Origin of the sequence: Micromonospora sp. NBC_00858 (assembly GCF_045207365.1) — a bacterium.
GTDB lineage: Bacteria > Actinomycetota > Actinomycetes > Mycobacteriales > Micromonosporaceae > Micromonospora.
Genome location: NZ_CP108828.1, coordinates 5,285,886 through 5,309,127, shown reverse-complemented (window position 1 = coordinate 5,309,127; position 23,242 = coordinate 5,285,886). Strand labels below are relative to the sequence as shown.

At 71.1% G+C, this 23,242-nt stretch carries 20 protein-coding genes; 14 read left to right on the top strand and 6 right to left on the bottom strand.

All coding sequences use genetic code 11. The features are described from left to right. Positions 1 to 68 precede the first annotated feature (68 nt). Genes OG990_RS24655 through OG990_RS24620 form a run of 8 tightly spaced genes read left to right on the top strand, consistent with a single transcriptional unit; the run spans position 69 to position 8,189 of the window. Positions 69 to 1,253: a spermidine/putrescine ABC transporter substrate-binding protein gene (locus OG990_RS24655; protein ID WP_328423713.1), complete on the top strand. Its 1,185-nt coding sequence runs from the start codon at positions 69 to 71 to the stop codon at positions 1,251 to 1,253. A gap of 5 nt (positions 1,254 to 1,258) precedes the next feature. Next, positions 1,259 to 2,410 (top strand): ABC transporter ATP-binding protein, encoded by a 1,152-nt coding sequence (locus OG990_RS24650; RefSeq protein ID WP_355606504.1) that lies wholly within the window; start codon positions 1,259 to 1,261, stop codon positions 2,408 to 2,410. After that, positions 2,407 to 3,321 carry an ABC transporter permease gene (locus OG990_RS24645; protein ID WP_328423717.1) on the top strand — a complete coding sequence of 305 codons (915 nt, stop codon included), beginning with the start codon at positions 2,407 to 2,409 and terminating at the stop codon, positions 3,319 to 3,321. Before OG990_RS24650 ends, OG990_RS24645 begins: the two co-directional genes overlap by 4 nt. After that, positions 3,321 to 4,163, top strand: a complete 843-nt coding sequence (locus OG990_RS24640; RefSeq protein WP_355606508.1) for an ABC transporter permease — start codon at positions 3,321 to 3,323, stop codon at positions 4,161 to 4,163. The genes OG990_RS24645 and OG990_RS24640 overlap by 1 nt, the downstream gene beginning before the upstream one ends. Continuing rightward, a complete protein-coding gene (locus OG990_RS24635) occupies positions 4,160 to 5,614 on the top strand; it encodes an NAD(P)/FAD-dependent oxidoreductase (protein ID WP_406077327.1) in 1,455 nt (484 codons plus the stop codon). The genes OG990_RS24640 and OG990_RS24635 overlap by 4 nt, the downstream gene beginning before the upstream one ends. Continuing rightward, positions 5,614 to 6,816, top strand: coding sequence for a saccharopine dehydrogenase C-terminal domain-containing protein (locus OG990_RS24630; RefSeq protein WP_355606514.1), 1,203 nt, complete (start codon positions 5,614 to 5,616; stop codon positions 6,814 to 6,816). The genes OG990_RS24635 and OG990_RS24630 overlap by 1 nt, the downstream gene beginning before the upstream one ends. Then, positions 6,813 to 7,826, top strand: coding sequence for an agmatinase (gene speB / locus OG990_RS24625; protein WP_406077326.1), 1,014 nt, complete (start codon positions 6,813 to 6,815; stop codon positions 7,824 to 7,826). Before OG990_RS24630 ends, speB begins: the two co-directional genes overlap by 4 nt. 12 nt (positions 7,827 to 7,838) lie before the next feature. Next, complete coding sequence (locus OG990_RS24620) at positions 7,839 to 8,189, top strand: G5 domain-containing protein (RefSeq protein ID WP_406077325.1); 351 nt, start codon at positions 7,839 to 7,841, stop codon at positions 8,187 to 8,189. A 145-nt stretch (positions 8,190 to 8,334) separates the two neighbouring features. On the opposite strand, the gene OG990_RS24615 is transcribed toward OG990_RS24620, so the two are convergent. From OG990_RS24615 to OG990_RS24605, 3 genes are read right to left on the bottom strand one after another with little or no spacing between them, the layout of a single operon-like run. Next, entirely contained in the window at positions 8,335 to 8,682 is a 348-nt protein-coding gene (locus OG990_RS24615) for a DUF779 domain-containing protein (RefSeq protein WP_355606798.1), read from the bottom strand. Further along, positions 8,679 to 10,184, bottom strand: coding sequence for an aldehyde dehydrogenase (gene adh, locus OG990_RS24610; RefSeq protein ID WP_355606522.1), 1,506 nt, complete (start codon positions 10,182 to 10,184; stop codon positions 8,679 to 8,681). Before adh ends, OG990_RS24615 begins: the two co-directional genes overlap by 4 nt. Before the next feature lie 48 nt (positions 10,185 to 10,232). Beyond that, positions 10,233 to 11,510, bottom strand: coding sequence for a GAF domain-containing protein (locus tag OG990_RS24605; RefSeq protein WP_406077324.1), 1,278 nt, complete (start codon positions 11,508 to 11,510; stop codon positions 10,233 to 10,235). A gap of 186 nt (positions 11,511 to 11,696) precedes the next feature. Between OG990_RS24605 and OG990_RS24600 the strand changes: the two genes are divergently transcribed. After that, a complete protein-coding gene (locus OG990_RS24600; protein ID WP_406077323.1) occupies positions 11,697 to 12,374 on the top strand; it encodes a hypothetical protein in 678 nt (225 codons plus the stop codon). A 50-nt stretch (positions 12,375 to 12,424) separates the two neighbouring features. On the opposite strand, the gene gabT is transcribed toward OG990_RS24600, so the two are convergent. Next, positions 12,425 to 13,696 carry a 4-aminobutyrate--2-oxoglutarate transaminase gene (gene gabT, locus OG990_RS24595; protein WP_406077322.1) on the bottom strand — a complete coding sequence of 424 codons (1,272 nt, stop codon included), beginning with the start codon at positions 13,694 to 13,696 and terminating at the stop codon, positions 12,425 to 12,427. 5 nt (positions 13,697 to 13,701) lie between these two features. After that, positions 13,702 to 15,138 carry a gamma-aminobutyraldehyde dehydrogenase gene (locus OG990_RS24590; protein ID WP_386985006.1) on the bottom strand — a complete coding sequence of 479 codons (1,437 nt, stop codon included), beginning with the start codon at positions 15,136 to 15,138 and terminating at the stop codon, positions 13,702 to 13,704. Positions 15,139 to 15,281: 143 nt separating this feature from the next. Between OG990_RS24590 and OG990_RS24585 the strand changes: the two genes are divergently transcribed. Further along, positions 15,282 to 16,721 (top strand): aldehyde dehydrogenase family protein, encoded by a 1,440-nt coding sequence (locus OG990_RS24585; protein ID WP_406077320.1) that lies wholly within the window; start codon positions 15,282 to 15,284, stop codon positions 16,719 to 16,721. Here the strand turns inward: OG990_RS24585 and OG990_RS24580 are convergent. Continuing rightward, positions 16,718 to 17,959, bottom strand: coding sequence for an SUKH-3 domain-containing protein (locus tag OG990_RS24580; RefSeq protein WP_406077319.1), 1,242 nt, complete (start codon positions 17,957 to 17,959; stop codon positions 16,718 to 16,720). The two genes, OG990_RS24585 and OG990_RS24580, sit on opposite strands and share 4 nt — an antisense overlap. 78 nt (positions 17,960 to 18,037) lie before the next feature. Between OG990_RS24580 and OG990_RS24575 the strand changes: the two genes are divergently transcribed. Genes OG990_RS24575 through OG990_RS24560 form a run of 4 tightly spaced genes read left to right on the top strand, consistent with a single transcriptional unit; the run spans position 18,038 to position 23,121 of the window. Further along, on the top strand, positions 18,038 to 18,460 hold the full coding sequence (locus tag OG990_RS24575) for a YbaB/EbfC family nucleoid-associated protein (protein WP_406077318.1): 423 nt from the start codon (positions 18,038 to 18,040) through the stop codon (positions 18,458 to 18,460). Continuing rightward, complete coding sequence (locus tag OG990_RS24570) at positions 18,457 to 18,789, top strand: hypothetical protein (protein WP_406077317.1); 333 nt, start codon at positions 18,457 to 18,459, stop codon at positions 18,787 to 18,789. Before OG990_RS24575 ends, OG990_RS24570 begins: the two co-directional genes overlap by 4 nt. 17 nt (positions 18,790 to 18,806) lie before the next feature. Next, positions 18,807 to 22,832, top strand: a complete 4,026-nt coding sequence (locus OG990_RS24565) for a toxin glutamine deamidase domain-containing protein (RefSeq protein WP_406077315.1) — start codon at positions 18,807 to 18,809, stop codon at positions 22,830 to 22,832. Further along, positions 22,804 to 23,121: a hypothetical protein gene (locus OG990_RS24560; RefSeq protein WP_406077314.1), complete on the top strand. Its 318-nt coding sequence runs from the start codon at positions 22,804 to 22,806 to the stop codon at positions 23,119 to 23,121. Before OG990_RS24565 ends, OG990_RS24560 begins: the two co-directional genes overlap by 29 nt. The last annotated feature ends 121 nt before the right edge of the window (positions 23,122 to 23,242 follow it).

Sequence of the window (23,242 nt, the reverse complement as noted above, 5' to 3'; positions counted from 1 at the left end):
GGCACCTGACCTCCCGCCGGCGCGCCACCCCCGTCCCGCCCGCCGACGATGACCCCCTAGGAGTCGTCATGCGTACTCCCCTCCGGCCCCTCACCCGGCGTGGACTGCTCACCGGCACTCTCGGTTCGGCTGCGTTGCTCGCCGCTGGCGGCAGCCTCGCCGGCTGCGGCACCAAGGGTGCCCAGCAGACCGAGGCCGGCTGCGTCAGCGAGGACCTCTCCGGCACCGAGAAGAAGCTTGCCTTCTCCAACTGGCCGCAGTACATGGACGTGGACGAGAAGGACGAGTCCAAGCGGCCCAGCCTGGACGGGTTCATCACCAAGAGCGGCATCCAGGTCACGTACACCGAGGACATCAACGACAACAACGAGTTCTTCGGCAAGGTGCAGAACCAACTCGCGGCCTGCCAGAGCACCGACCGGGACATCATCGTGCTGACCGACTGGATGGCGGCCCGGATGATCCGGCTCGGCTGGATCCAGAAGCTCGACCCGGCGAAGATCCCGAACGTCCAGGCCAACCTGCTTCCGTCGCTGCTCAACCGTTCCTTCGACACTGAGAACCGGATCTCCATCCCGTGGCAGTCCGGCCTCGCCGGGTTGGCGTACAACGGCAGTGTCACCAAGGAGCTGCGCACTGTGGACGAGCTGCTCACCCGCCCCGATCTCAAGGGCAAGGTGACGGCGCTCAGCGAGATGCGCGACACCATGGGCCTGCTGATGCAGTCCAACGGGCACGACCCGGCCAACTTCACCACGGCCCAGTTCGACGACGCGCTCAACAAGCTCAAGAAGGCCGTCGACTCGGGGCAGATTCGCAAGTTCACCGGCAACGACTACGCACCCGACCTGGCAAAGGGCGACATCGCCGCATGCATCGGCTGGTCCGGCGACGTCATCCAGCTCTCCAGCGAGAACGAGAAGGTGCAGTTCGTCGCACCCGACTCCGGCGTGATGCTGTTCAGCGACAACATGATGGTCCCCAACAAGGCCACCCACAAGGGCAACGCCGAGGCGCTGATCAACTACTACTACGAGCCGGCCGCCGCCGCGACGCTCGCCGCGTACGTCAACTACATCTGCCCCGTCAAGGGCGCCCAGGCCGAGATGGAGAAGATCGACCCGGAGCTGGCCGCCAACCCGCTGATCTTCCCCGACGAGGCGCTGCTGTCGAAGTCCAAGGTGTTCATGGCCCTGGACGAGAAGCAGGAGAAGGAGTTCGAGGGCAAGTTCCAGCAGGTCATCGGAGCGTGACGGGGATGGCGCGCGAGACACCCGCCGGCGACCTGCGCCTGGCCAACCTCACCAAGCGGTTCGGCATCTTCACCGCGGTCGACGACCTCAGCCTGACCGTTCCGCAGGGCTCGTTCTTCGCCCTGCTCGGCGCGTCCGGCTGCGGCAAGACCACCACGCTGCGGATGATCGCCGGTCTGGAGGAGCCGACCAGCGGCCAGGTGCTGCTCGGCGACCGGGACATCGCCCGGCTGCGGCCGTACAAGCGCCCGGTCAACACCGTCTTCCAGAGCTACGCGCTCTTCCCGCACCTGAACATCTTCGAGAACGTGGCCTTCGGGCTGCGTCGGCGTGGCATCCGCTCGGTCGACGACGAGGTCATGCGGATGCTGTCGCTGGTGCAGCTCGACGACTACGGCAACCGTCGCCCGGCCCAGCTCTCCGGCGGCCAGCAGCAACGGGTCGCGCTGGCCCGTGCGCTGATCAACCAGCCGCAGGTACTGCTGCTGGACGAGCCGCTCGGCGCGCTCGACCTGAAGCTGCGTCGGCAGATGCAGATCGAGCTGAAGCGGATCCAGACCGAGGTGGGCATCACCTTCGTGCACGTCACGCACGACCAGGAGGAGGCCATGACCATGGCCGACACGGTCGCGGTGATGAACGCCGGCCGGATCGAGCAGCTCGGCACCCCGGCCGACATCTACGAGTTCCCGGCAACCGCCTTCGTGGCGAACTTCCTCGGCCAGTCCAACCTGCTCGCCGGCGAAGCCGCCGGCACCGGCGGCGGCGAGGTCGCGGTGACCGCGCACGGCGCGCGCTTCTCGGTGCCCGCCGGCCGCGCCCGGGCCGACCAGGGCCCGGTCCACCTGGGGGTACGCCCGGAGAAGCTCCATCTGGTCGGCTCCGCCGACCAGGTGCCCGCGGGCCACCAGCACGTCACCGGGGTGGTCACCGACGCCTCCTACGTCGGAGTCAGCACGCAGTACCTCCTGCGCACCGGCTGGGGCACCGAACTGTCGGTCTTCGCGGCCAACAGCGGTGCGGTGGCGCAGGTTCCGGTCGGCAGCGAGGCGGTGGCGTACTGGGACCCGCGGCACGCGTTCCTGCTGCCCCGGGATGCCGCCGACACCGATCGGACCTCCCCGGTGCTCGACGAGCCGGTGGGTGCGTCGTCGTGACCCTCCTGGCCCAGGTGCCCACCGGATCGGGGCAGCCGCCGCCCACGCCGCCGGCCGCCCGGTCCGGGAAGTACCGCCTGCTGCCGTACCTGCTGCTGCTGCCCGGCGCGGCCTGGCTGCTGGTCTTCTTCGGCGTGCCGCTGGTGCAGCTCGCCTCGGCCAGCCTCTACGACCCCAGCGGCTCGCTCTCCACCGGGTACGCGATGACCTGGGCGTTCGGCAACTACCCGGACGTGTTGCAGGCGTACTGGCCGCAGTTCCTCCGCTCGTTCGGCTACGCCGGTCTGGCCCTGGTGCTGGCGCTGCTGCTCGGCTACCCACTGGCGTACGCCATCGCGCAGAAGGCCGGCCGGTGGAAGAACCTGCTGCTCGTCTGCGTGGTAGCGCCGATGTTCACCAGCTTCCTGGTCCGCACGCTGGCCTGGAAGACCATCCTGTCGGACAACGGCGCGCTGGTCGGCCTGCTGCGCGACGTGCACCTGCTCGCCCCGGACGGCCGGCTGCTGGCCACCCCGTTCGCCGTGGTGCTCGGCCTGACGTACAACTTCCTGCCGTTCCTGGTGCTGCCGCTGTACGCGAGCCTGGAACGGCTGGACTACCGGCTGCTGGAGGCGGCCAGTGACCTGTACGCCAGCCCGGTACAGGCGTTCCGCCGGGTGACCCTGCCGCTGTCCATGCCCGGCCTGATCGCCGGCACGCTGCTGTTCTTCATTCCGGCCAGCGGTGACTACATCAACGCCGAGCTGCTCGGCACCCCGAACGAGTACATGATCGGCAACGTCATCGACTCGGCGTTCCTGGTCCGGCTGGACTACCCGCAGGGCGCGGCGCTGTCGTTCCTGCTGATGGCGGCGATCCTCGCGGTGGTCTTCGGCTACCTGCGCAAGGCCGGCACGGAGGAGGTTCTCTGATGAGAGTGTCCCGCTGGCTGGCCGACCGCTGGGTGATGATCGTGGCGCTGCTGGTGCTCGGCTACCTGGCGCTGCCGATCCTGGTGGTGGCCGGGCTGTCGTTCAACCGGCCGTCGAGCCGGCTGTCGTACGACTTCAACGAGTTCACCCTGGACAACTGGCGTCAGCCGTGCGCCACCTCCGACATGTGCGACGCGGTCGTCCGGAGCGTGCAGATCGGCTTCATCGCCACCGTGGTCGCCACCGTGCTCGGCACCCTGATGGCGTTCGCGCTGGTCCGGCACCGCTTCCGCGGCCGGTCCGGCATCAACGTGCTGATCTTCCTGCCGATGGCCACCCCGGAGCTGGTGATGGGCACCTCGCTGCTGGCCCTCTTCGTCTCCGCCGGGGTGCCGCAGGGCTTCTGGACCATCGTCATCGCGCACGTGATGTTCTGCGTCTCGTTCGTGGTGGTCACGGTCAAGGCGCGGCTGGCCGGGATGGACCGGCGGCTGGAGGAGGCCGCCATGGACCTCTACGCCAGCGAGTGGCAGACCTTCCGGCGGATCACCCTGCCGCTGGTGCTGCCCGGCATCGTGGCCGCCGCGCTGCTGGCCTTCTCGCTGAGCTTCGACGACTTCATCATCACGAACTTCAACGCCGGCACCACCGTCACGTTCCCGATGTACGTCTGGGGTGCCGCCCAGCGGGGCATCCCGCCGCAGGTCAACGTCATCGGCACCGCGATGTTCGCGATCGCGCTGCTGCTGGTCGGGCTCAGCTCGCTGCGCGGCCGGCGATCCCGCCGTGCCAACCTGCTGGCCGGCACGGCATCGGGCCGTCAGACGCGCCGGTCGTCATGACCCTGCCGCATACCGGCCGGGCGCTGGCCGACGCGGCGCCCGTGCCGTACTGGCTCGACCGCCCGGACCGCCCCGACCCGCTTCCGCCGCTCGCCGGCCCGCAGGACGCCGACCTGTTGGTGATCGGTGGCGGGTACAGCGGGCTCTGGGCCGCCCTGCTGGCCAAGCAGGCCGACCCCGACCGCGACGTGCTGCTGCTCGACGCCGGTACCTGCGGCTGGGCCGCGTCTGGGCGCAACGGCGGGTTCTGCGCGGCCTCGCTCACCCACGGGCTGGCCAACGGCGTCGACCGGTTCCCCGGTGAGATCGGCGAGCTGGAACGACTCGGCCGGGAGAACCTGGACGCCATCGCCGCCACCGTCGCCGATTTCGGCATCGACTGCGACTTCGAGCGCACCGGCGAGCTGGCAGTCGCCGTCGCGCCGTACCAGGTGGCCGGGCTGGCCGCCGACGCGGAGCTGGCCCAGCGGTACGGCCACCACGTGCGGCTGCTGGACCGCGACGAGGTGCGCGCCGAAGTCAACTCACCGACGTACCTGGGTGGGATGTTCGACGCCGACCGGGTGGCCATGCTGGACCCGGCGAAGCTGGCGTGGGGGCTGCGCCGCGCCTGCCTCGACCTCGGCGTGCGGGTGCACGAGCACACCCGGGTCACCGGGCTACGCGCCGACGGTGCCGCGCTGTACGCCAGCACCCTCGGCACCGATCCCGCCGACGCCGGCATGGCCGGTGCGCCGGCCGCAGGTCGGCCCGGGTCGGTGCGGGCCCGACGAATCGTGCTGGCCACCAACGCCTTCCCGCCGCTGCTGCGCCGGCTGCGGGCGTACCTGGTGCCGGTCTACGACCACGTGCTGATGACCGAACCGCTCACCCCGGCCCAGCGGGACGCGATCGGCTGGCGCAACCGGCAGGGGCTGGCCGACACCGGCAACCAGTTCCACTACTACCGGATCACCGCCGACGGGCGGATCCTCTTCGGCGGCTACGACGCGGTCTACCACTACGGCAACCGGGTAGCGCCGGAGCTGGAACAGCGCCCGGCCACCTTCGCCGCCCTCGCCGCGCACTTCTTCACCACCTTCCCGCAGCTCGCCGACGTGCGCTTCAGCCACCGCTGGGGCGGCGTCATCGACACCTGCACCCGGTTCTGCCCGTTCTTCGGCACCGCGTACGGCGGCCGGCTGGCGTACGCGGCCGGCTACACCGGTCTCGGCGTGGGGGCCACCCGCTTCGGAGCCCGGGTACTGCTCGACCTGCTGGCCGGCGGGGACACCCCGCTGACCCGGCTCGACCTGGTCCGCAGCAAGCCACTGCCGTTCCCGCCGGAACCCGTCCGCGCGATCGGCATCAACCTCACCCGCTGGTCAATGGCCCGTGCTGACGCGCGCGACGGCCGTCGCGACCTCTGGCTCCGTACTCTCGATCGTCTCGGTTTGGGGTTTGATTCCTGATGCGTGTCCTCCTCGTCGGCGCCGGTGGCGTCGGCTCCGCCGCCGTAGCCATCGCCGCCCGACGCTCCTACTTCGAGACCATGGTGGTCGCCGACCACGACCCGGGCCGCGCCGAGCGGGCGATCGCCGGGCACGGTGACCGCTTCGTCGCCGCCCAGGTGGACGCCTCGTCGGCCGACGCGGTCGCCGCGCTCTGCCGGGAGCACCGGATCACCCACGTACTCAACGCCGTCGACCCGCGCTTCGTCATGCCGATCTTCGACGGTGCGTTCGCGGCCGGTGCGGACTACCTCGACATGGCGATGTCGCTGTCGCACCCGCACCCGTCCCGCCCGTACGCCGAGACCGGGGTGATGCTCGGCGACGAGCAGTTCGCGGTGTCCGATGCCTGGTCCACGGCCGGTCGGCTGGCGCTCTGCGGCATCGGCGTCGAACCCGGCCTGTCCGACGTGTTCGCCCGGTACGCCGCCGACGAGTTGTTCAGCGAGATCGACGAGATCGGCGTCCGGGACGGCGCGAACCTCACCGTCGACGGCTACGACTTCGCGCCCTCGTTCTCCATCTGGACCACCATCGAGGAGTGCCTCAACCCGCCGGTGGTCTGGGAGAAGGATCGGGGCTGGTACACGACCGAGCCGTTCTCCGAGCCGGAGGTCTTCCACTTCCCCGAGGGGATCGGGCCGGTCGAGTGCGTCAACGTCGAGCACGAGGAGGTGCTGCTCATCCCGCGCTGGGTCAAGGCCCGCCGGGTCACCTTCAAGTACGGCCTCGGCGACGAGTTCATCGAGGTGCTCAAGACGCTGCACAAACTCGGCCTGGACGCTGCTTCCCCGGTCCGGGTGCGCGGCGTCGAGGTGTCCCCGCGCGACGTGGTCGCGGCCTGTCTGCCCGACCCGGCCACCCTCGGCGAGCGGATGCGCGGCAAGACCTGCGCCGGCACCTGGGTGCGCGGTCTCGGCCCCGACGGGCAGCCCCGGGAGGTCTACCTGTACCACGTGGTCGACAACGAGTGGTCGATGCGGGAGTACGGCCACCAGGCGGTGGTCTGGCAGACCGCGGTCAACCCGGTGGTCGCGCTGGAGCTGCTCGCCACCGGAGTCTGGTCCGGCGTCGGCGTACTCGGCCCGGAGGCGCTGCCCCCGATGCCCTTCCTCGACCTGCTTACCGCCTACGGATCGCCGTGGGGAATGGAGGAGCGATGAGCCGCTACGGGGCCATGTACGGGCCGGACGTCACCTTCCTCGGGGTGGACCGGTGCACGCTCGACGACTCCGCGTCGTACGCCGACGCCGACGTGGTGATCATCGGGGCCCCCTTCGACGGTGGCACCTCGCACCGGCCCGGCACCCGGTTCGGGCCATCGGCGATCCGCCAGGCGTGCTATCTGGCCCACGATGGCTCCCGCCCGTCGCTCGCGCTGCGCGTCGACGCGCTCCGCGACCTGCGGGTGTACGACGCCGGCGATGTCGAGATGTTCTCCGGCGACATCGAACGCTCGCTGGCCGCCCTGGAAGCAGCGGTGTACGCCGCCTCATCCGCCGGTGCCATCCCGGTGGTGCTCGGTGGAGACCACTCCATCGCGCTGCCCGACGCCACCGGCGTGGCCCGGCAGCACGGGCACGGCCGGGTGTCGCTGGTGCACTTCGACGCGCACGCCGACACCGGCGAGATCGAGTTCGGCTCGCTGCACGGGCACGGCCAGCCGATGCGCCGGCTCATCGAGTCCGGCGCGGTACGCGGAGACCGCTTCCTCCAGATCGGGCTGCGCGGCTACTGGCCGGGCCCGGACGTCCTGTCCTGGATGGCTGAGCAGCGGATGCGGTCGTACGAGATGACCGAGCTGGTCGCCCGCGGACTCGACACGTGCCTCACCGAGGCGTTCACGATCGTCGTCGACGAGTGCGAGGGAGTGTTCCTCTCCGTCGACGTGGACGTGGTCGACCCCGGGATGGCACCCGGCACCGGCACCCCGGAACCAGGCGGCCTGACCTCCCGGCAGTTGCTCGACGCCGTCCGCCGGGTCTGTTACGAGCTGCCCGTGGTCGGGGTGGACGTGGTCGAGGTCGCCCCGCCGTACGACCACGCCGACATCACCGCGTACCTGGGGAACCGGGTGGTCCTGGAGGCGCTCTCGGCAATCGCCCGCCGTCGCCGCGATGCCGCCGGTGGTCCACCATGGAACCCGAACCAACCCCTCCTCGACGCCCGCTGACGTGTTCGCACCGTGAAGGACTCGTCCCTGGCCGAGGGCAAGCGGGTGGTCCGGACCAACGGTGTGGACGGCGTAAAGACGCTGACCTATCAGGTGACCACCACGGACGGGGTGCAGACGAGCAAGAAGCTGGTCAAGACCGTCGTGACGAAGCAGCCGGTGACCGAGGTCGTCGCCGTCGGCACCAAGAAGCCGCAGGCGAATTGCGACCCGAACTACAGCCCCTGCGTCCCGATCGCCAGTGACGTCGACTGTTTGCCCGGCAGTGGCAACGGCCCCGCCTACGTCCGTGGCACTGTCAAGGTCATTGGCACCGACATCTACGACCTGGACCGCGACAACGACGGCTACGGCTGCGACTAATCCCGCGCGGCGGTCACGTCACCCGCGGGGTGGATGACTGGGTTTAGAGCGTGATACCTCTGAGTCATATTTATGCCTCAGAGGTATCACGCTCTCCAGCCCGAGTGCCCCCGGCGCCCACGCCCCAGCCGTGCCGGCGTCGGCGTCAGGCGGCTAGGTGGGAGCGGATGAGGAAGCGGAGGCCGTCGGGGGCCTCCAGGGAGAAGCCACTGCCTCGGCCGGGGACAACGTCGACGGTCAGCCGGGTGTGCTTCCACAGCTCCCATTGGGACTTCGACATCCAGAACTCGACCGGCTCGGACACTCCGTCGACCGCGAGCGAGGCGAGCAGCACGTCGGACGAGCCGGTGCGGAACTCGCCCGCCGGGTAGCACATCGGGGCGCTACCGTCGCAGCAGCCGCCGGACTGGTGGAACATCAGCGGTCCGTGCCGCTCCCGCAGCGACCGGATCAGGTCGGCCGCTGCGGGAGTCACGGAGACGAGGTTCATCAGAAAAAGCCGAGCTTCTGGGTGGAGTAGCTGACCAGCAGGTTCTTGGTCTGCTGGTAGTGCTCCAGCATCATCTTGTGGTTCTCCCGGCCGATGCCGGACTGCTTGTACCCGCCGAACGCGGCGTGCGCCGGGTACGCGTGGTAGCAGTTGGTCCACACCCGGCCGGCCTGGATGGCCCGCCCGGCCCGGTACGCGGTGTTCATGTCCCGGGTCCAGACGCCCGCGCCCAGCCCGTACAGGGTGTCGTTGGCGGTCTTGACGGCGTCGTCGAGGTCGGCGAAGGAGGTCACCGAGACCACCGGGCCGAAGATCTCCTCCTGGAAGATCCGCATCGAGTTGTCGCCCTCGAAGATGGTCGGCTCGACGTAGTACCCACCGGACAACTCGCCGCCCAGGTCCGCGCGCGACCCGCCGGTGAGCACCTTGGCACCCTCCTGCCGACCGATGTCCAGGTAGGACAGGATCTTCTCCAACTGGTCGTTGGATGCCTGCGCCCCGATCATCGTGTCGGTGTCCAGCGGGTGCCCGGCGACGATCGCCTGCGTGCGCTCGACGGCCGCGGCGAGGAAGTCGCTGTAGTGGCCCTGCTGGATCAGCGCCCGCGACGGGCAGGTGCAGACCTCACCCTGGTTGAGCGCGAACATGGTGAAGCCTTCGAGCGCCTTGTCGAAGAAGTCGTCGCGGGACGCGCTGACGTCGTCGAAGAAGATGTTCGGGCTCTTGCCACCCAGTTCCAGGGTGACCGGCTTGATGTTCTCACTGGCGTACTGCATGATCAGCCGCCCGGTGGTGGTCTCGCCGGTGAACGCCACCTTGGCCACCCGGGACGAGGACGCCAGCGGCTTGCCGGCCTCCACGCCGAAGCCGTTGACGATGTTGAGCACGCCCGGCGGCAGCAGGTCCGCCACCAGCGACAGCCAGTAGTGGATGGACGCCGGGGTCTGCTCGGCCGGCTTGAGCACCACGGCGTTGCCGGCGGCCAGCGCGGGTGCCAGCTTCCAGGTCGCCATCAGGATCGGGAAGTTCCACGGGATGATCTGCCCGACCACGCCGAGCGGCTCGTGGAAGTGGTACGCCACGGTGTCGTCGTCGAGCTCGCCGAGCGAGCCCTCCTGGGCCCGGATGGCCCCGGCGAAGTAGCGGAAGTGGTCGATGGCGAGCGGGATGTCGGCCGCCAGCGTCTCCCGGACCGGCTTGCCGTTCTCCCAGCTCTCGGCGATGGCCAGCGATTCCAGGTTTTCCTGCATCCGGTCGGCGATCCGGTTGAGGATCAGCGCCCGCTCGGCCACCGAGGTGCGGCCCCAGGCGTCGGCCGCGCCGTGCGCGGCGTCCAGGGCCTTCTCCACGTCCGGGGCGGTGCCTCGGGCCACCTCGGTGAAGGTCTGCCCGGTGACCGGGGTGGGGTTCTCGAAGTAGGCGCCGCCGTGCGGCTTGACGTACTCGCCGCCGATGAAGTGGTCGTAACGGGACTGCCAGTGGGTGGGCGCGTCGTAGCGCGTCATGGTTACCTCCGCCGTCGTTGTGCGGGTGTGCCGACGGCGACGTTAGTTTCAGGAACGTTGCAGCCACGTTGCGCGCGGTAGGTCGTACTCCCCGGCGAGCTGGTCGATGCGGGCGAGGGCGAGCGGCCGGCGCGGCGCGCCCACCGGCAACGCCCGCGCCAGGGCCTGCCAGGCGGTCAGGTCGTCGGCGCCGGCGGGCGTCGCGGTCCAGGCCGCGAGCAGCGACGGGTCCGTGGCGGCCAGCACGGCCGCGCGGAGCTGGCCGTCGATCAGCCGGCGCAGTCGGGTCACTCCCGGTGCGTCCGAGCCGGGCAGCAACGGCCCGGGGTACGCGTCGAGCGCGCCCGCCGGATCGCCCTGCTCCAGCCGGTTGGCGACGGTGGTGAAGTCGGCCCGGACGGTGCCGCGCAGCCGGTACGGGCGCGAATCGAGCAGTTCGGGGCCGAGCACCCGGCGCAGCCGGGACAGCTCAGCGCGCAGGGTCACCGGGTGCAGCCGGTCGTCGCCGTACAGGTCGAGGCCGAGCTGTTCGCCGGTGCGCCCCTCGGGGTGGTGGAGCAGCAGTACCAGCAGCTCGCTGTGCCGCCGGCCGAGCCGGATGCGCCGTCCGTCGACCCGCAGCTCCGCTTCGTCCCGGCCGAGTGCGGTCACGATGGCGACGCCGGGCTCCACCGGACGGTCGGCGGCCAGCTGTGCCTCGGCGGCCCGGGCGGTGGCCCGGACCAGCGCCAGGCTGTGCGGGTTGGCCAGGTGGTCGCCGCCGGTGATGTCGACCGCGCCGAGCAGCCGCCCGGTGACCGGGTCGTGGATCGGCGCGGCGGCGCAGGTCCAGCGCTGCACCGGCCGGCTGAAGTGCTCGGTGGCGAAGATCTGCACGCTGTGGTCGACGGCCAGCGCGGTGCCGGGGGCGTTGGTCCCGGCGTGCGTCTCGTCCCAGCGGGCGCCGGGCACGAAGTTCATCCGCTCGGCGTGCCGGAGCACCCCCGGATGTCCCTCCACCCAGAGCAGCCGCCCGTACGCGTCGCACACCGCCATCAGGTGCGCGCCGTCCTGGGCGATGCCGCCGAGCAGGTCCCGGAAGAGTGGCAGCACTCGGGCCAGCGGGTGGGCGGCCCGGTAGGCGGCCAGCGCGTCGTCGACCAGGTCGACCGGTGGGGTGGCCTCCGGGTCGAGTCGCGCCGAGCGTTCCCACGAGCGGCGTACCACCTCCCGCACCCGGTGCGGCGCGGCGCCGGCGGTGAGGAACGCCTCGTGGGCGGCGCCGACCTGCGCGATCCGCTCTGCCGGATCGACGCCGAACTCCAGGGCGAGCCACGGGTCAGCCATCGGGCGACCTCCTCGGCCCCCATCGTGACGCAGCTCACCCCTGATCGCCAACCACCGGGTCCCCGAGGGTGGAAACGGCCGGCGAACCTGGCCGTTTCGGGGATCGGTGCCCGTGCCGACTGAACGGTAGGGCGCTCCCGTCCGTACCAGGCGGTGAAGGACACACCGAGGACGGGAGTGACGGCGATGAGGGTGCAGCGCAAGCACGTGCTGGCGGCGACCGTGGCGGTGCTCGCCGCGGCGGGAGTGGCGGTGGGGACTGGCTTCGGGTTCGCCGGCACCGCCCCGATGGGGCAGTCCGCCTGCTCGGGCTCGGTCACCTTCTCGGCGGAGGGCGGTGCACCGGCGGCGACCAGCGACCGGTTCCCGGTGGGTACCCGGCTGCGGGTGACCAATCTGGACAACAACCGGGCGGCCACGGTGACGGTGACCGGCCCGTCGGGCAGTTGTGTGCTGCTCAACGCCGCAGCCATGGAGTTGGTCCGTGAGCCGGGGAAGAACGTGATCCGCCGCAACGTGGTGGAACGCCTGGACGGCGCCGCCGCGCCGCCCGCCGGGCAGCCGGCCGCTGGCACGGTACGTCCCGGCGCCGCATCGCCCGGCGTGCCTGGTCCGGCGCCCCGCTCGGCCTGCCAGGGCTCGATCACCTTCTTCGCCGAGGGCGGGGCTCCCGCGGCGACCAGTGGCCAGTTCCCGGTGGGCACCCGGCTGCGGGTCACCAACCTGGACAACAACCGGGTGACCACGGTGACGGTGACCGGCCCGTCGGGCAGTTGCGTGCTGCTCAACTCCGCCGCCATGGATCAGATCCGCGAGCCGGGCAAGAACCTGGTCCGCCGCAACACCGTCGAGGTGCTGCGCTGACGTTGCCGGGTTCGGAAGGGCACCTTCTTGGGAAGGTGCCCTTCCTGCACTCAGCCGAAGGCGGCGTCGAGGATGTCGGCGCCCCGGGTGAGGTGCGCGTCGGAGATCACCAGCGGTGGCAGGAAGCGCAGCACGTTGCCGTACGTGCCGCAGGTCAGGGTGAGCAGGCCGGCGGCGTGACAGGCGGCCGAGACCGCCGCCGTGCTGGCCGGGTCGGGGATGAGCGTGCCGGGCTGCACCAGTTCCACGGCGAGCATCGCGCCCCGCCCGCGTACCTCGGCGATCCGGGGGTCCCGCTCGGCGATGGCCCGTAGCCGGGGGGTCAGCACCGCCTCGGTCCGGCGGGCCGCGCCGGCCAGGTCCAGCTCGTGCATGGTCTCGATGGTGGCCAGCGCGGCGGCACAGGCGATCGGGTTGCCGCCGTAGGTGCCGCCGAGCCCGCCGACGTGCACGGCGTCCATCAGCTCGGCCCGACCGGTGACCGCCGCCAGCGGCAGGCCGCCGGCGATGCCCTTGGCCAGGGTGACCAGGTCGGGTTCGACGCCCTCGTGCTGGCAGGCGAACCAGTCCCCGGTGCGACAGAAGCCGGTCTGGATCTCGTCGGCCACGAAGACCACCCCGGCCGCCGTGGCCCAGGCCCGCAGCGCCGGCAGGAAACCCGGCGCGGGCACCACGAAACCGCCCTCACCCTGGATCGGCTCGATCAGCAGTGCGGCGACGTTCTCCGCGCCGACCTGCTTCTCGATCATCTCGACCGCCCGGGCAGCAGCCTCCGCGCCGGACAACCCGCCGTCGCGCAGCGGGTACGACATCGGCACCCGGTAGATCTCCCCGGCGAACGGCCCGAACCGGTGCTTGTACGGCATGTTCTTCGCGGTCAACGCCATGGTCAGGTTCGTCCGGCCGTGGTACGCGTGGTCGAAGACCACCACCGCCGGTCGGCCGGTGGCGTGCCGGGCGATCTTCACGGCGTTCTCCACCGCCTCGGCGCCGGAGTTGAACAGCGCCGAGCGCTTCTCGAACCCGCCCGGCGTCAGCGCGTTGAGCTGCTCGCATACCGCCACGTACGACTCGTACGGTGCGACCATGAAGCAGGTGTGGGTGAACCGCTCGACCTGCGCCCGTACCGCCTCGACGACCTTCGGTGCGGAGTTGCCGACGCTGGTCACCGCGATGCCTGCGGCGAAGTCGATCCACTCCCGGCCGTCGACGTCGGTGATCGTTCCGCCGGAGGCTCTGTCCACGTAGGACGGCACGACACTGCTGACGCCCCGGGCGACCGCCGCACCGCGTCGCTTGTGCAACTCGTCAGATGTGGTCACCGGTGTCAGCCTTCGATGTTGTGCATGACGTGCTTGATCCGGGTGTAGTCCTCCAGGCTGTAGACCGACAGGTCCTTGCCGTGCCCGGAGTGCTTGAAGCCGCCGTGCGGCATCTCGGAGACGAACGGGATGTGCGTGTTCACCCAGACGCAGCCGAAGTCCAGCCGCCGGGTCATCCGCATCGCCCGCCCGTGGTCCTTCGTCCAGACCGAGGCGGACAGGCCGTAGTCGACACCGTTGGCCCAGCGCACCGCCTCGTCCTCGTCGGAGAAGCGCTGCACGGTGATGACCGGCCCGAACACCTCGTCCTGGATGATCTCGTCGGCCTGGCGCAGCCCGGAGACCACGGTCGGCGCGTAGAAGTAGCCGCGCTCGCCCTGCCGGGACCCGCCGCTCTGGATCGCCGCGTGGTCCGGCAGCCGGTCGACGAAACCGCTGACCCGGGCGAGCTGGTTGGCGTTGTTCAGCGGGCCGTAGAGCACGTCGGCGTCGTCCGGGGCGCCGGTCTTCGTGTTGCGGGCCTGCTCGGCGAGCGCCGCCACGAAGTCGTCGTGGATGCCCGGGCCGGCCAGCACGCGGGTGGCGGCCGTGCAGTCCTGCCCGGCGTTGAAGTAGCCGCCCATCGCGATGGCCTCGGCTGCCGCCGCCACGTCCGCGTCATCGAAGATCACTACCGGGGCCTTGCCGCCCAACTCCAGGTGGGTCCGCTTCAGGTCGGGGGCCGCTGCGGCGGCGACCTCCATGCCCGCACGGGTCGAGCCGGTGATCGAGACCAGCTGCGGGGTCGGGTGCGAGACGAGGGTACGACCGGTGTCCCGGTCGCCGCAGACCACGTTGAACACGCCCGGCGGGAAGAACTCGGCGGCGATCTCCGCGAGCAGCAGCGTCGACACCGGTGTGGTGTCCGACGGCTTGAGCACCACCGTGTTGCCGGCGGCGAGCGCCGGGGCGATCTTCCAGACGGCCATCATGAGCGGGTAGTTCCACGGGGTGACCTGGGCGCAGACGCCGATCGGCTCGCGCCGCACGTACGAGGTGTGCCCCGCCAGGTACTCCCCGGCGGACCGCCCCTCCAGCAGCCGGGCGGCGCCGGCGAAGAAGCGGAACTGGTCCACCGCCGGCGGCAGCTCCTCCTCGGCGGTGAGCTGGCGCGGCTTGCCGGTGTTGCGGACCTCGGCGTCGACCAACTCGGCTGCCCGAGCCTCCACCGCGTCGGCGAGCTTGAGCATGGCCCTCTGCCGCTCGGCCGGGGTGACCTCCCGCCAACTCTCGAACGCGGTGGCGGCGGCGGTCATGGCCGCGTCCACGTCGGCGGCGCCGGAGACCGGGGCCTGGGCGAACACCTCACCGGTGCAGGGGTCGATCAGGTCGGCGTAGCCACCGTCGGCCGGTTCGACGTAGGAGCCGTTGACGAAGTTGCGCAGCTGCTGCTGGTCACTCATGACTGGATCTCTCCGAGGGGGCCGGGGGTGCGCTTCTGCGGCGGTTATCGCAATCTGTCTGCCATCTTGGCTACTGAATTCGCGGCAGACAAGGGTTCCGGCGACTGTTTCCGTCGGGTGCTTCCTCGTCTACGCTGCTCGGCGTGGAGTCCGCAGCCTTCTTCGTCGCCTCCCGCCCCGCCCACGGCGAGGGGGAGCTGACCGTCCACCACCCGTACGACGGTCGCCCGGTGGGGCGTACCACGCTCGCCACCGCCGACCAGGTCGAGGCCGCCGTCGCCTCGGCGGCCGGAGTGGCCGCGCAGGCCGCGGCCCTACCCGCGCACGCCCGCGCGGCGGCCCTGGACCACGTGTCCCGGCGGCTCGCCGAACGCGCCGAGGAGGTCGCGGCGCTGATCACCGCCGAGAACGGCAAGCCGGTGAAATGGGCCCGAGCTGAGGTCGGACGGGCGGTGTCCACCTTCCGGTGGGCCGCAGAGGAGGCCCGACGCTTCTCCGGGGAACTGCAACGACTCGACACCGACCCGGCCGCCAGCGGGCGGATCGCGCTGGTCCGGCGGGTGCCGAAGGGGCCGGTGCTGGGCATCGCGCCGTTCAACTTCCCGCTCAACCTGGTCGCGCACAAGGTGGCACCGGCCATCGCGGTCGGTGCGCCGATCATCGTCAAGCCGGCCCCGGCGACCCCGCTGTCCGCGCTGCTGCTCGGCGAGTTGCTGGCCGAGACAGAGCTGCCCGCCGGGATGTTCTCGGTCCTGCCGCTGCCGAACTCCCGTGCCGCCGAACTGGTCACCGACCCCCGGCTGCCGGTGGTGTCGTTCACCGGATCCGGGCCGGTCGGCGCGGCCATCCGTCGCCAGGTGCCGGAGAAGCACGTGACGCTGGAGCTGGGCGGCAACGCGGCGGCGGTGATCTGCGCGGACTGGACGTCGGACGACGACCTGGCCTTCGCCGCGCAGCGCATCGCCACGTTCGCCAACTACCAGGCCGGCCAGTCGTGCATCGCCGTCCAGCGGGTGTACGTGCACCACTCGCTCTTCGCCGACTTCCTGCCCCGGCTGGTGGCGGCGGTACGCGCACTGCGCACCGGCGACCCCTCCTCGGAGCTGACGGACGTGGGGCCGATGGTGTCCGAGGACGCGGCCCGCCGGGTCGAGACGTGGGTGGCCGAGGCGGTCGCGGCCGGCGCCACCGTCGAGGTGGGCGGGGCCCGTGACGGCGCCACCTACCCGCCGACCGTGCTGACCGGCGTGCCGGCGGACGCCAAGGTCGTCGCCGAGGAGGTGTTCGGACCGGTGCTGGTGGTCGCCCCGGTCACCGACGACCAGGCCGCGTTCACCGCGGTCAACGATTCGGCGTACGGGTTGCAGGCGGGCGTGTTCACCCGGCGGCTGGACGTGGCCTTCGCCGCCGCGCGGTCCCTGGAGGTGGGCGGGCTGATCGTCGGCGACGTGCCGTCGTACCGGGCCGACCAGATGCCGTACGGCGGGGTCAAGGGCAGCGGCGTCGGCCGGGAAGGACTGCGCAGCGCGATGGACGACTACACCGAGCCGCGGGTCATGGTGCTGACCGGCCTGGCGCTCTAGCCGGCCTGCCAGGTGCCGTCGTCGCCGACCCGGGCGGGTGCACGCCCGAGCAGGAGGGTGGTCAGCGCGGCGTCGATGGAGTCACCGAGGAACCACTCGCCGGCCTGATCGAGCGCGAAGACCCGGCCGCGCTCGTCCACCGCCAGGATGCTGTCCTGCTGCTCGGTGCCGATTGGGAAGACCCGTGCGCCGAGCACCGCACCGAAGTCGGCGAGCGTGTCGGCGGTGTGCGCGATGGTGTGCGGGCGGATGTCGAAGCGGGAGATCCACACCTGCTCGCCCGGGCCACGCCGGGCACCGACCAGGCTGGGGAACGCGGTCAGCGTCTCCATGACGGCGGGAAAGACAGCGTGCCGGTGGGCCTGCCCCGGCACGGCGGTCACGTCCCGCACAGCCGCGGCGGCCATGAGTTGGTCGCCGAGGTGTGGCCGCCAGCCGGCCGCCACCAGCGCGTTGGCCACCTCCGGCGGGAAGCGGCCCGGGTCGGGGTCGGTCTCCGCCGGCGGGTACCAGGCTTCGGTGTACGCCCGAGTTGACTCGGGCAGAACGTTGGCGCGCACCAGGAAGTTGATGCACGAATCGCAGGGCCGCTCGGCGGGACCACCTGCTGGATCACCCGGCTCACGGATCCGGAAGATTTCGAACCGGGCGTCCTCCAGCAGTGCCGCAGCCTCGGCCCGACCCATCGGGGCGATGCCGTCGGCGGCTCGCCGGTGGTCGTACTCGTGCAGCACGTCGGAGACGACGATCAGCTCGGCATGACCCTCGCCGCCGCGGACCAACTCGCCAGCTGGGAGCTGGTCCAGGTAGGTGCGGATGAGCGGGTGGTGGTTCAGCGGGACGTCGCCCTTCGTGCCCTGGGCCGTCCAAATTCGACCGTCAATGGTCAGGTGCGCGGTGGTGTTCGGGGTGGCAGCCCGATGGATTTCCCGGACCAACAGGCTTGACTGATCGACGGTGCGTGCAGCGGTGGACCCGGTGGGCTGGCTGCGCCGGTACATGTCCGCCACAACGGTGCTCGGCACCCGGGGCCAGGTGGTGACCTTCCCGGTCTGTTTGTCGATGACGGTGGTCGGCAGGTCACCGGGCACTGTGCGTACCTCGGCCGGCACGACGGAGGTGATGACGTAGCCGAGATCGAACTCGTCGACCGTCGGCGTGCACTGGTAGCCGAGGCGCAGCGAATCCCGGTTGGCCCAGATGGCTGCGAGCTGCTCGGCCTGTTGACGGTCGATCACGCACCGAAACTACCGGACTACACGGATCGGTGGCACCCGGTATGGTTCGGCCTACCGACGGTGACGGGAGGGGCGGCGGTGAGCGAACGCGTGGACCGGGACGCCAATCGCGAGCTACGGGCCCGATTCGACGACGTGTACGGCCAGTACCAGCAGCTCAGGTCCGGTTTGGACAGTCTGCAGGTACGGCTCGCCGAGCTGCGGGTGACCCGGCGGTCGGCCGACGGGCAGGTGAGCGCCACCGTGGGGGCCCGGGGCGAGCTGGTTGCGGTCGAGCTGGACCCGGCCGTCTACCGAGACCGGGAGGCCGAGGCGCTGAGCCGGAAGATCACCGAGACGGTCCGCGCCGCCACGGTCGCCGCCACCGCCGCCACCCGTGAGATGGTCGCCGAAACCATGCCGGCCGGCTCCGGCTCGGTGGAGTTCCTGCGCACCGGCGACTACGGCGCGCTGCTCGGCAGGGCCGACGCCGTACTCGGCCGGGGCGAGGGGTCGGCATGACCGACGGGCAGCTCTGGCTCGATCCGTCCCGGGCCTGCCGAGGCGGCGCCGACCTGGCCCTCGCCGGTGAGGCGGTGACGGCCCGCCGCGCGGCGGAAGGCGGTGAGATCGAGGCCGCCAGCGGTGCCCGACCGTGGGGCCGTGACGACATCGGCGCCGCATTCGAGCGGAGCTATCGCGGGTTCGAGCAGACCGTGTTGCGGGCCTGGGCAGGCGTCGGGCACCGGCTCACCGAGCTCGGCAGCGACGTGGTCCGCGCGGTCGACGCGAGCGTGCAGACCGATGGGACCAGCGCCGCCCGGTTCGACCGGGCCGCCGACCAGCGCTGACGGGCGGGCCCATTCCGATGAGCGTGCTGCCGAGCCCGATTCCGCACCCGCTGGACTACGCACCCTGGGATGTGCCCGGCTGGATCTACGAGGCCCTCGACCTGGTGGTCGGCGTGCAGTGGCCGGAGGGAAACGAGCGGGCCGTCTGGGACCTCGCCGACCAGTGGTACTCCGTCGCCGCCGTACTCGCCGGCCCGCACACCGACGCCGCAGCGGCCGCCGCCGAGGTCCGCAGCGGATACGGCGGCGTCGGGTCGGTCGACGCCGCGTTCGAGGCGGCCTGGCGGGGGATCGCCGAGGGCGACGACGCGCCGCTGCCGGTGCTGCTCGCGGTCACCGCCGACCTCGGCCGGTTGGTCGAGGAGTGTGGCTGCGACATCGAGGGCGCCAAACTGGAAGTCTGGATCGAGCTGGGCATCCTGGTCGTCGAGCTGCTCGCGCTCGCGGTTGCCGCGGTGCTCACCGCCGGTGCCGCATCCCCGGCGGCTGGCGCGGCGATCACCGTGACCCGGCTGCTGATCCAGCAGATCTTCAAACGGCTGATGGGCCAACTGGCCAGCAAGTCCCTCAGGCATGGCCTCAAGGAGGCCGGCGAGCGGGCAGCCAAGGAGGTCGCACGGGGTGGCGCGCGCGGGCTCGCCAAGCGAGCCACCCGTGGAGGGCTGGAGGAAGCGGCGGAGGAGGCCGGCATCAGCCTGGCGATCCAGGCGTACCAGAACTCCACCGGACGGGCGCACGGCGTGGACCTGACCGATCTGGGCGCGTCGGCGGTCGGCGGGCTCGCCGGCGGGGCCGTTGCGCCGCTTGCCGGCCTGGGCCGGCACGCGACCGGGCGCGCGGCACGGGTCGGAGAGCACCTGGGCCGGGAGATGACCGGCGAGGTGCTCGCCGAGAGCGCCGCCAGTCTGGCCACCGGCCAGGGCCTGACCTCGGTGGAGGACGCCGTCCGGGCCGCCGCGTCCGGTGCCACCGGTTCGGCGACCGGGCAGGCCGACCACGCGTTGCAAGCCCGGCTCGACGCGCAGGCCAACGCCCTCGCCGGAGCCTCGCTCGCCGGCCCCTCCATCTCATCGGTCGGTTCCTCCCCGGTGACCTCGTCCGGGATGGCCTCGCCTGCGGTGGTTCCGGGGATACCCGCGCAGGCGTCGGCGGTGGCCGGGGCGGACGTCATCGCGTCGCCGGTGTCGCCCGACCACGCGGCGCCCCTGCGCGGTGAGCTGCCGACGTATTCGGGCTCGGGTTTGCCGCACGGGGCCGAACCGCCGCAACCCACGTCCTTGGACGTGAACGGTTCTTCGTCGCTGGCCGTCGTCGGAGTGTCCGAGGTTGACGACAGCCCTTCGGGGTCCTCACTCGATGGCGTGCCGTCGTCAGGCAGGCCGGGTGACGGGACGAGGGTGCCTTCGACGGAGTGGTCGGCTGCATCGCAGGCGGTTGCGGCCAATCCGACGCTCTCCTCGGCCGTCGCTGATCCCACGCTCTCCTCGGTCGCTGCGCCCGTGGCCGGTCCTCTCGATCCCGCCACCGGGCCGGCTGCCGGTGTCGCGGCAGGCAACCCGGTCAGCGCGCCGCACGCCACCGCCCCGAACGCGGTCGCCCCGACCGTCACCGCTCCGGGGCTTCCCGTCACCACCCCGAGCACGGTCGCTCCCAACGTCACCGCTCTGGCGCCGCCCGCCACGTCCACCGGCCCGGCGCCCAGCGTCGTGACCACGCCCGGTGCGGCGGCGGGTAGCGCGTGGGGCGGAACGGCCACCGGTTCGTCGGTCAGGCCGTCGGTGGGTCGAGCCGGCCTGCCGTCCCGCTTCGCGACCCGGCAGGCTCTCGCGCCGCCCGACCATCCGGCTCGCGGTAGGGCATCGGTTCCTGCGGACGTGGCGGCACTCGACGACTCGCCGCTGCCCGATATCGAGAGCAGCGACTGGTACGCGGCTCGGTGGACGGCCGAGGCGGAAGCCGCCGAGCGGCGGCGCTACCAGGGCTACTACGAGTCGCGACGGAGCGAGTTCGAGAACAGCCGCCGGCAGGCGGAGGCTGGCCGACTGCGCGCTCTGGCCGCCGAGCACGACCGCAGGGCCGCGGAGTACGCCAACTACGCCCGGCAGCTCCGCCAAACCGGTCACCCACGGTGGGCCGACGGCTGGCAGCGGACCGCGAACGACGAAATGCGGGCGTACGCCGAATGCCGTGACCTGGCCGACGCGGTGCTGGCCGGCACCACGGCGCCCCCGGTCGTGGACATCGGCGACGTGGCGTTCCGGCAGGCCAACAAGGACATGGGCGCGCTCGCCCTCGGCGCGGTGGAGACCGCTGGTCGGTCCCGGCTCACCGGCGATGATGTTCCCCCGCCCATCGACGACTCCCGGCCGTACGGGCAGCCCGGGGGGCTGCGTCCGCCGCTGGCCCTGCACCAGGTCGACGTCGAGCGGCAGATGCCCCGCGAGCCGGACGGCACGATCGTCCGCACCGCCGACCCCCGGCGCGGCGGCTGGTTCCGGCTCCTCAACGACGGTGGTCCCGAGGCCGACGCCACCCGCGGCATCAACTGCCTGGACTGCACCCTGTCGTTGTTCGAGACGTGGGTGCACGGCCGACCACGGGTGTCGGCGCCACGCACCTTCGACGGCTACCTGGACGGTGACATCCGGCGCCCGATCCGGGGCGAGGCGGGCGGCCCGGGCCGGGTGGAGGACGCGACGGGCGGCCGCTTCCAGCAGCTTCTCGCCCCGCCCAGCGGCCAGCGGTCGCATCCCGCGCAGGCACGGCGGGCCGCCGACCGGGGCTACGCCAACCTGCACGACCAACTGCTGCTGGGAGGCCACGGCAGCTACGCGTTCCTGGTTACCGACTGGCCGAACGGTGGCTCGCACGCCTGGGTGGCGCTCAACCAGAACGGCACGGTGCTCTACGTCGACCCGCAGACCGGCCTCGTCCGGGACCGGCCGTTGTACCCCCACGTGGTCGGCATCGACGCGTTGGTGCTCGATGGGAGCGGCCGGCCGATGCCCCTCGGTGGGCTACCCCGCGGGCGGTTCAGCGAGCGTCCCGACCTGCCGGACCACCCGCCGACGCTCGACGACGGCGGCCACGGCGACCCGTACATCAACCGGATGTACCTGCTACTGGACGGCCCAGGCTCAGCGGAACCCCCTGCCGGAGTGAGCGACGGCGCCGACTCGAGCAATCTCGAACAACTAACGCTCGATCTGGCGCGGCTCACGACATCGGAGTGGACCGCGCTGACCGACCTCCGTGACCGCGCGTCGGCTGCCGCCGATCGAGTCGAGGATGCTCTGAGTCAGGTTGGGCAGAGCGTGACGAAGACGATGAACCTGAGGGAGCCGGTGCAACTGCGCGACCGGGAGTTTCGCGTCAAAGGACTGGAGTCGCTCGCGCGGAAGTACCTCGACGAGGCGCGAGGTGTGAACATCGGAGTCGAGGAGTTTGCGGAGACGGTCAACGACGTCCTGAGGTTCCTGTTCGAGATGCCGTCGGGGGAGCGCTACCGGGACGCGGTCCACCTGATGCTCGCGGGGCTCGTGGAGGCCGGCTTCTCAGTACCGAATTCGGACCTCAAGAACTTCTGGCGAGCTGGTAACAGGTTCTACGGATTCAACTGCACAGTCCGATCACCCGACGGGCTTCTTCTTGAGTTGCAGCTGCACACGCGGGGATCGCGGGAAGTGTGGATGCAGACTCACGGCGACTACGAGATCCTGCGGCGGGTTTCAAGCAGTCCGGAGGAGCATGTGTGTGCGCTCCTGAGGATGCTTGCCGCCAACCGCGAGCACCGGATGCCGGAGCGCGTCCCGCCCGGCTTGGAGGAGCATTTCCCAACCAAGGACGCCAGCTTTGCCAGGTGGTTGAGCCGGAACGGAGACGCGTGGCAGAAGTATCGATCATGGCTTGACCGTCAAGGGAGTAACTTCTCGGAGGTAGTGCGGCAGTTGGGACTGAAGTCTGGCGACTTCCCGGTAAGTGAGGAACTCGCCCCTAAGTTGGAGAAGGACTTTGTTGACGTACTACGTGATCTACCGGAATGACGAGAGGGTGGGAGGACCGGCCGGGCTGTTCGTCATGGATGTGGGCCTGGGACGGGCAATCATCTGGGATCACCGCAGCCGAGGCTGGGCCTTCGATCCGGGCCTGGTCGTGCGCTTCGTCAACGACTACCGAAACCTTGATCGGTACGAAACCGTCGATCGTGCTACGGCCGAGACCGTGGCTGAGATTGTCACGAGTGGTGCCAGCTTGCCCGACGAAGAAGCCATCCGTTCGATGTTCACGGCCGGCGGCGGTGACAGTCGGCAACCGTCGCCCTCCGACCAGTGACGCACGGCTCATGATGGCGGGTCGATGGACCGCCGGCGACCCGGGCGGATCGGCTTGGCCACCGCACTCCGCGAGCGGGAAGGCGCGTCAGAGCCATTGCGCCGGGGGCAGATCATCGTAA

Excerpts from the sequence above, each read along its gene's own strand:
- OG990_RS24655 (WP_328423713.1), top strand. The coding sequence starts at position 69 with ATGCGTACTCCCCTCCGGCCCCTCACCCGGCGTGGACTGCTCACCGGC.
- OG990_RS24650 (WP_355606504.1), top strand. The coding sequence starts at position 1,259 with ATGGCGCGCGAGACACCCGCCGGCGACCTGCGCCTGGCCAACCTCACC.
- OG990_RS24640 (WP_355606508.1), top strand. The coding sequence starts at position 3,321 with ATGAGAGTGTCCCGCTGGCTGGCCGACCGCTGGGTGATGATCGTGGCG.
- OG990_RS24635 (WP_406077327.1), top strand. The coding sequence starts at position 4,160 with ATGACCCTGCCGCATACCGGCCGGGCGCTGGCCGACGCGGCGCCCGTG.
- OG990_RS24630 (WP_355606514.1), top strand. The coding sequence starts at position 5,614 with ATGCGTGTCCTCCTCGTCGGCGCCGGTGGCGTCGGCTCCGCCGCCGTA.
- speB (WP_406077326.1), top strand. The coding sequence starts at position 6,813 with ATGAGCCGCTACGGGGCCATGTACGGGCCGGACGTCACCTTCCTCGGG.
- adh (WP_355606522.1), bottom strand. The coding sequence starts at position 10,184 with ATGACGCGCTACGACGCGCCCACCCACTGGCAGTCCCGTTACGACCAC.
- OG990_RS24605 (WP_406077324.1), bottom strand. The coding sequence starts at position 11,510 with ATGGCTGACCCGTGGCTCGCCCTGGAGTTCGGCGTCGATCCGGCAGAG.
- OG990_RS24600 (WP_406077323.1), top strand. The coding sequence starts at position 11,697 with ATGAGGGTGCAGCGCAAGCACGTGCTGGCGGCGACCGTGGCGGTGCTC.
- OG990_RS24590 (WP_386985006.1), bottom strand. The coding sequence starts at position 15,138 with ATGAGTGACCAGCAGCAGCTGCGCAACTTCGTCAACGGCTCCTACGTC.
- OG990_RS24570 (WP_406077317.1), top strand. The coding sequence starts at position 18,457 with ATGACCGACGGGCAGCTCTGGCTCGATCCGTCCCGGGCCTGCCGAGGC.
- OG990_RS24565 (WP_406077315.1), top strand. The coding sequence starts at position 18,807 with ATGAGCGTGCTGCCGAGCCCGATTCCGCACCCGCTGGACTACGCACCC.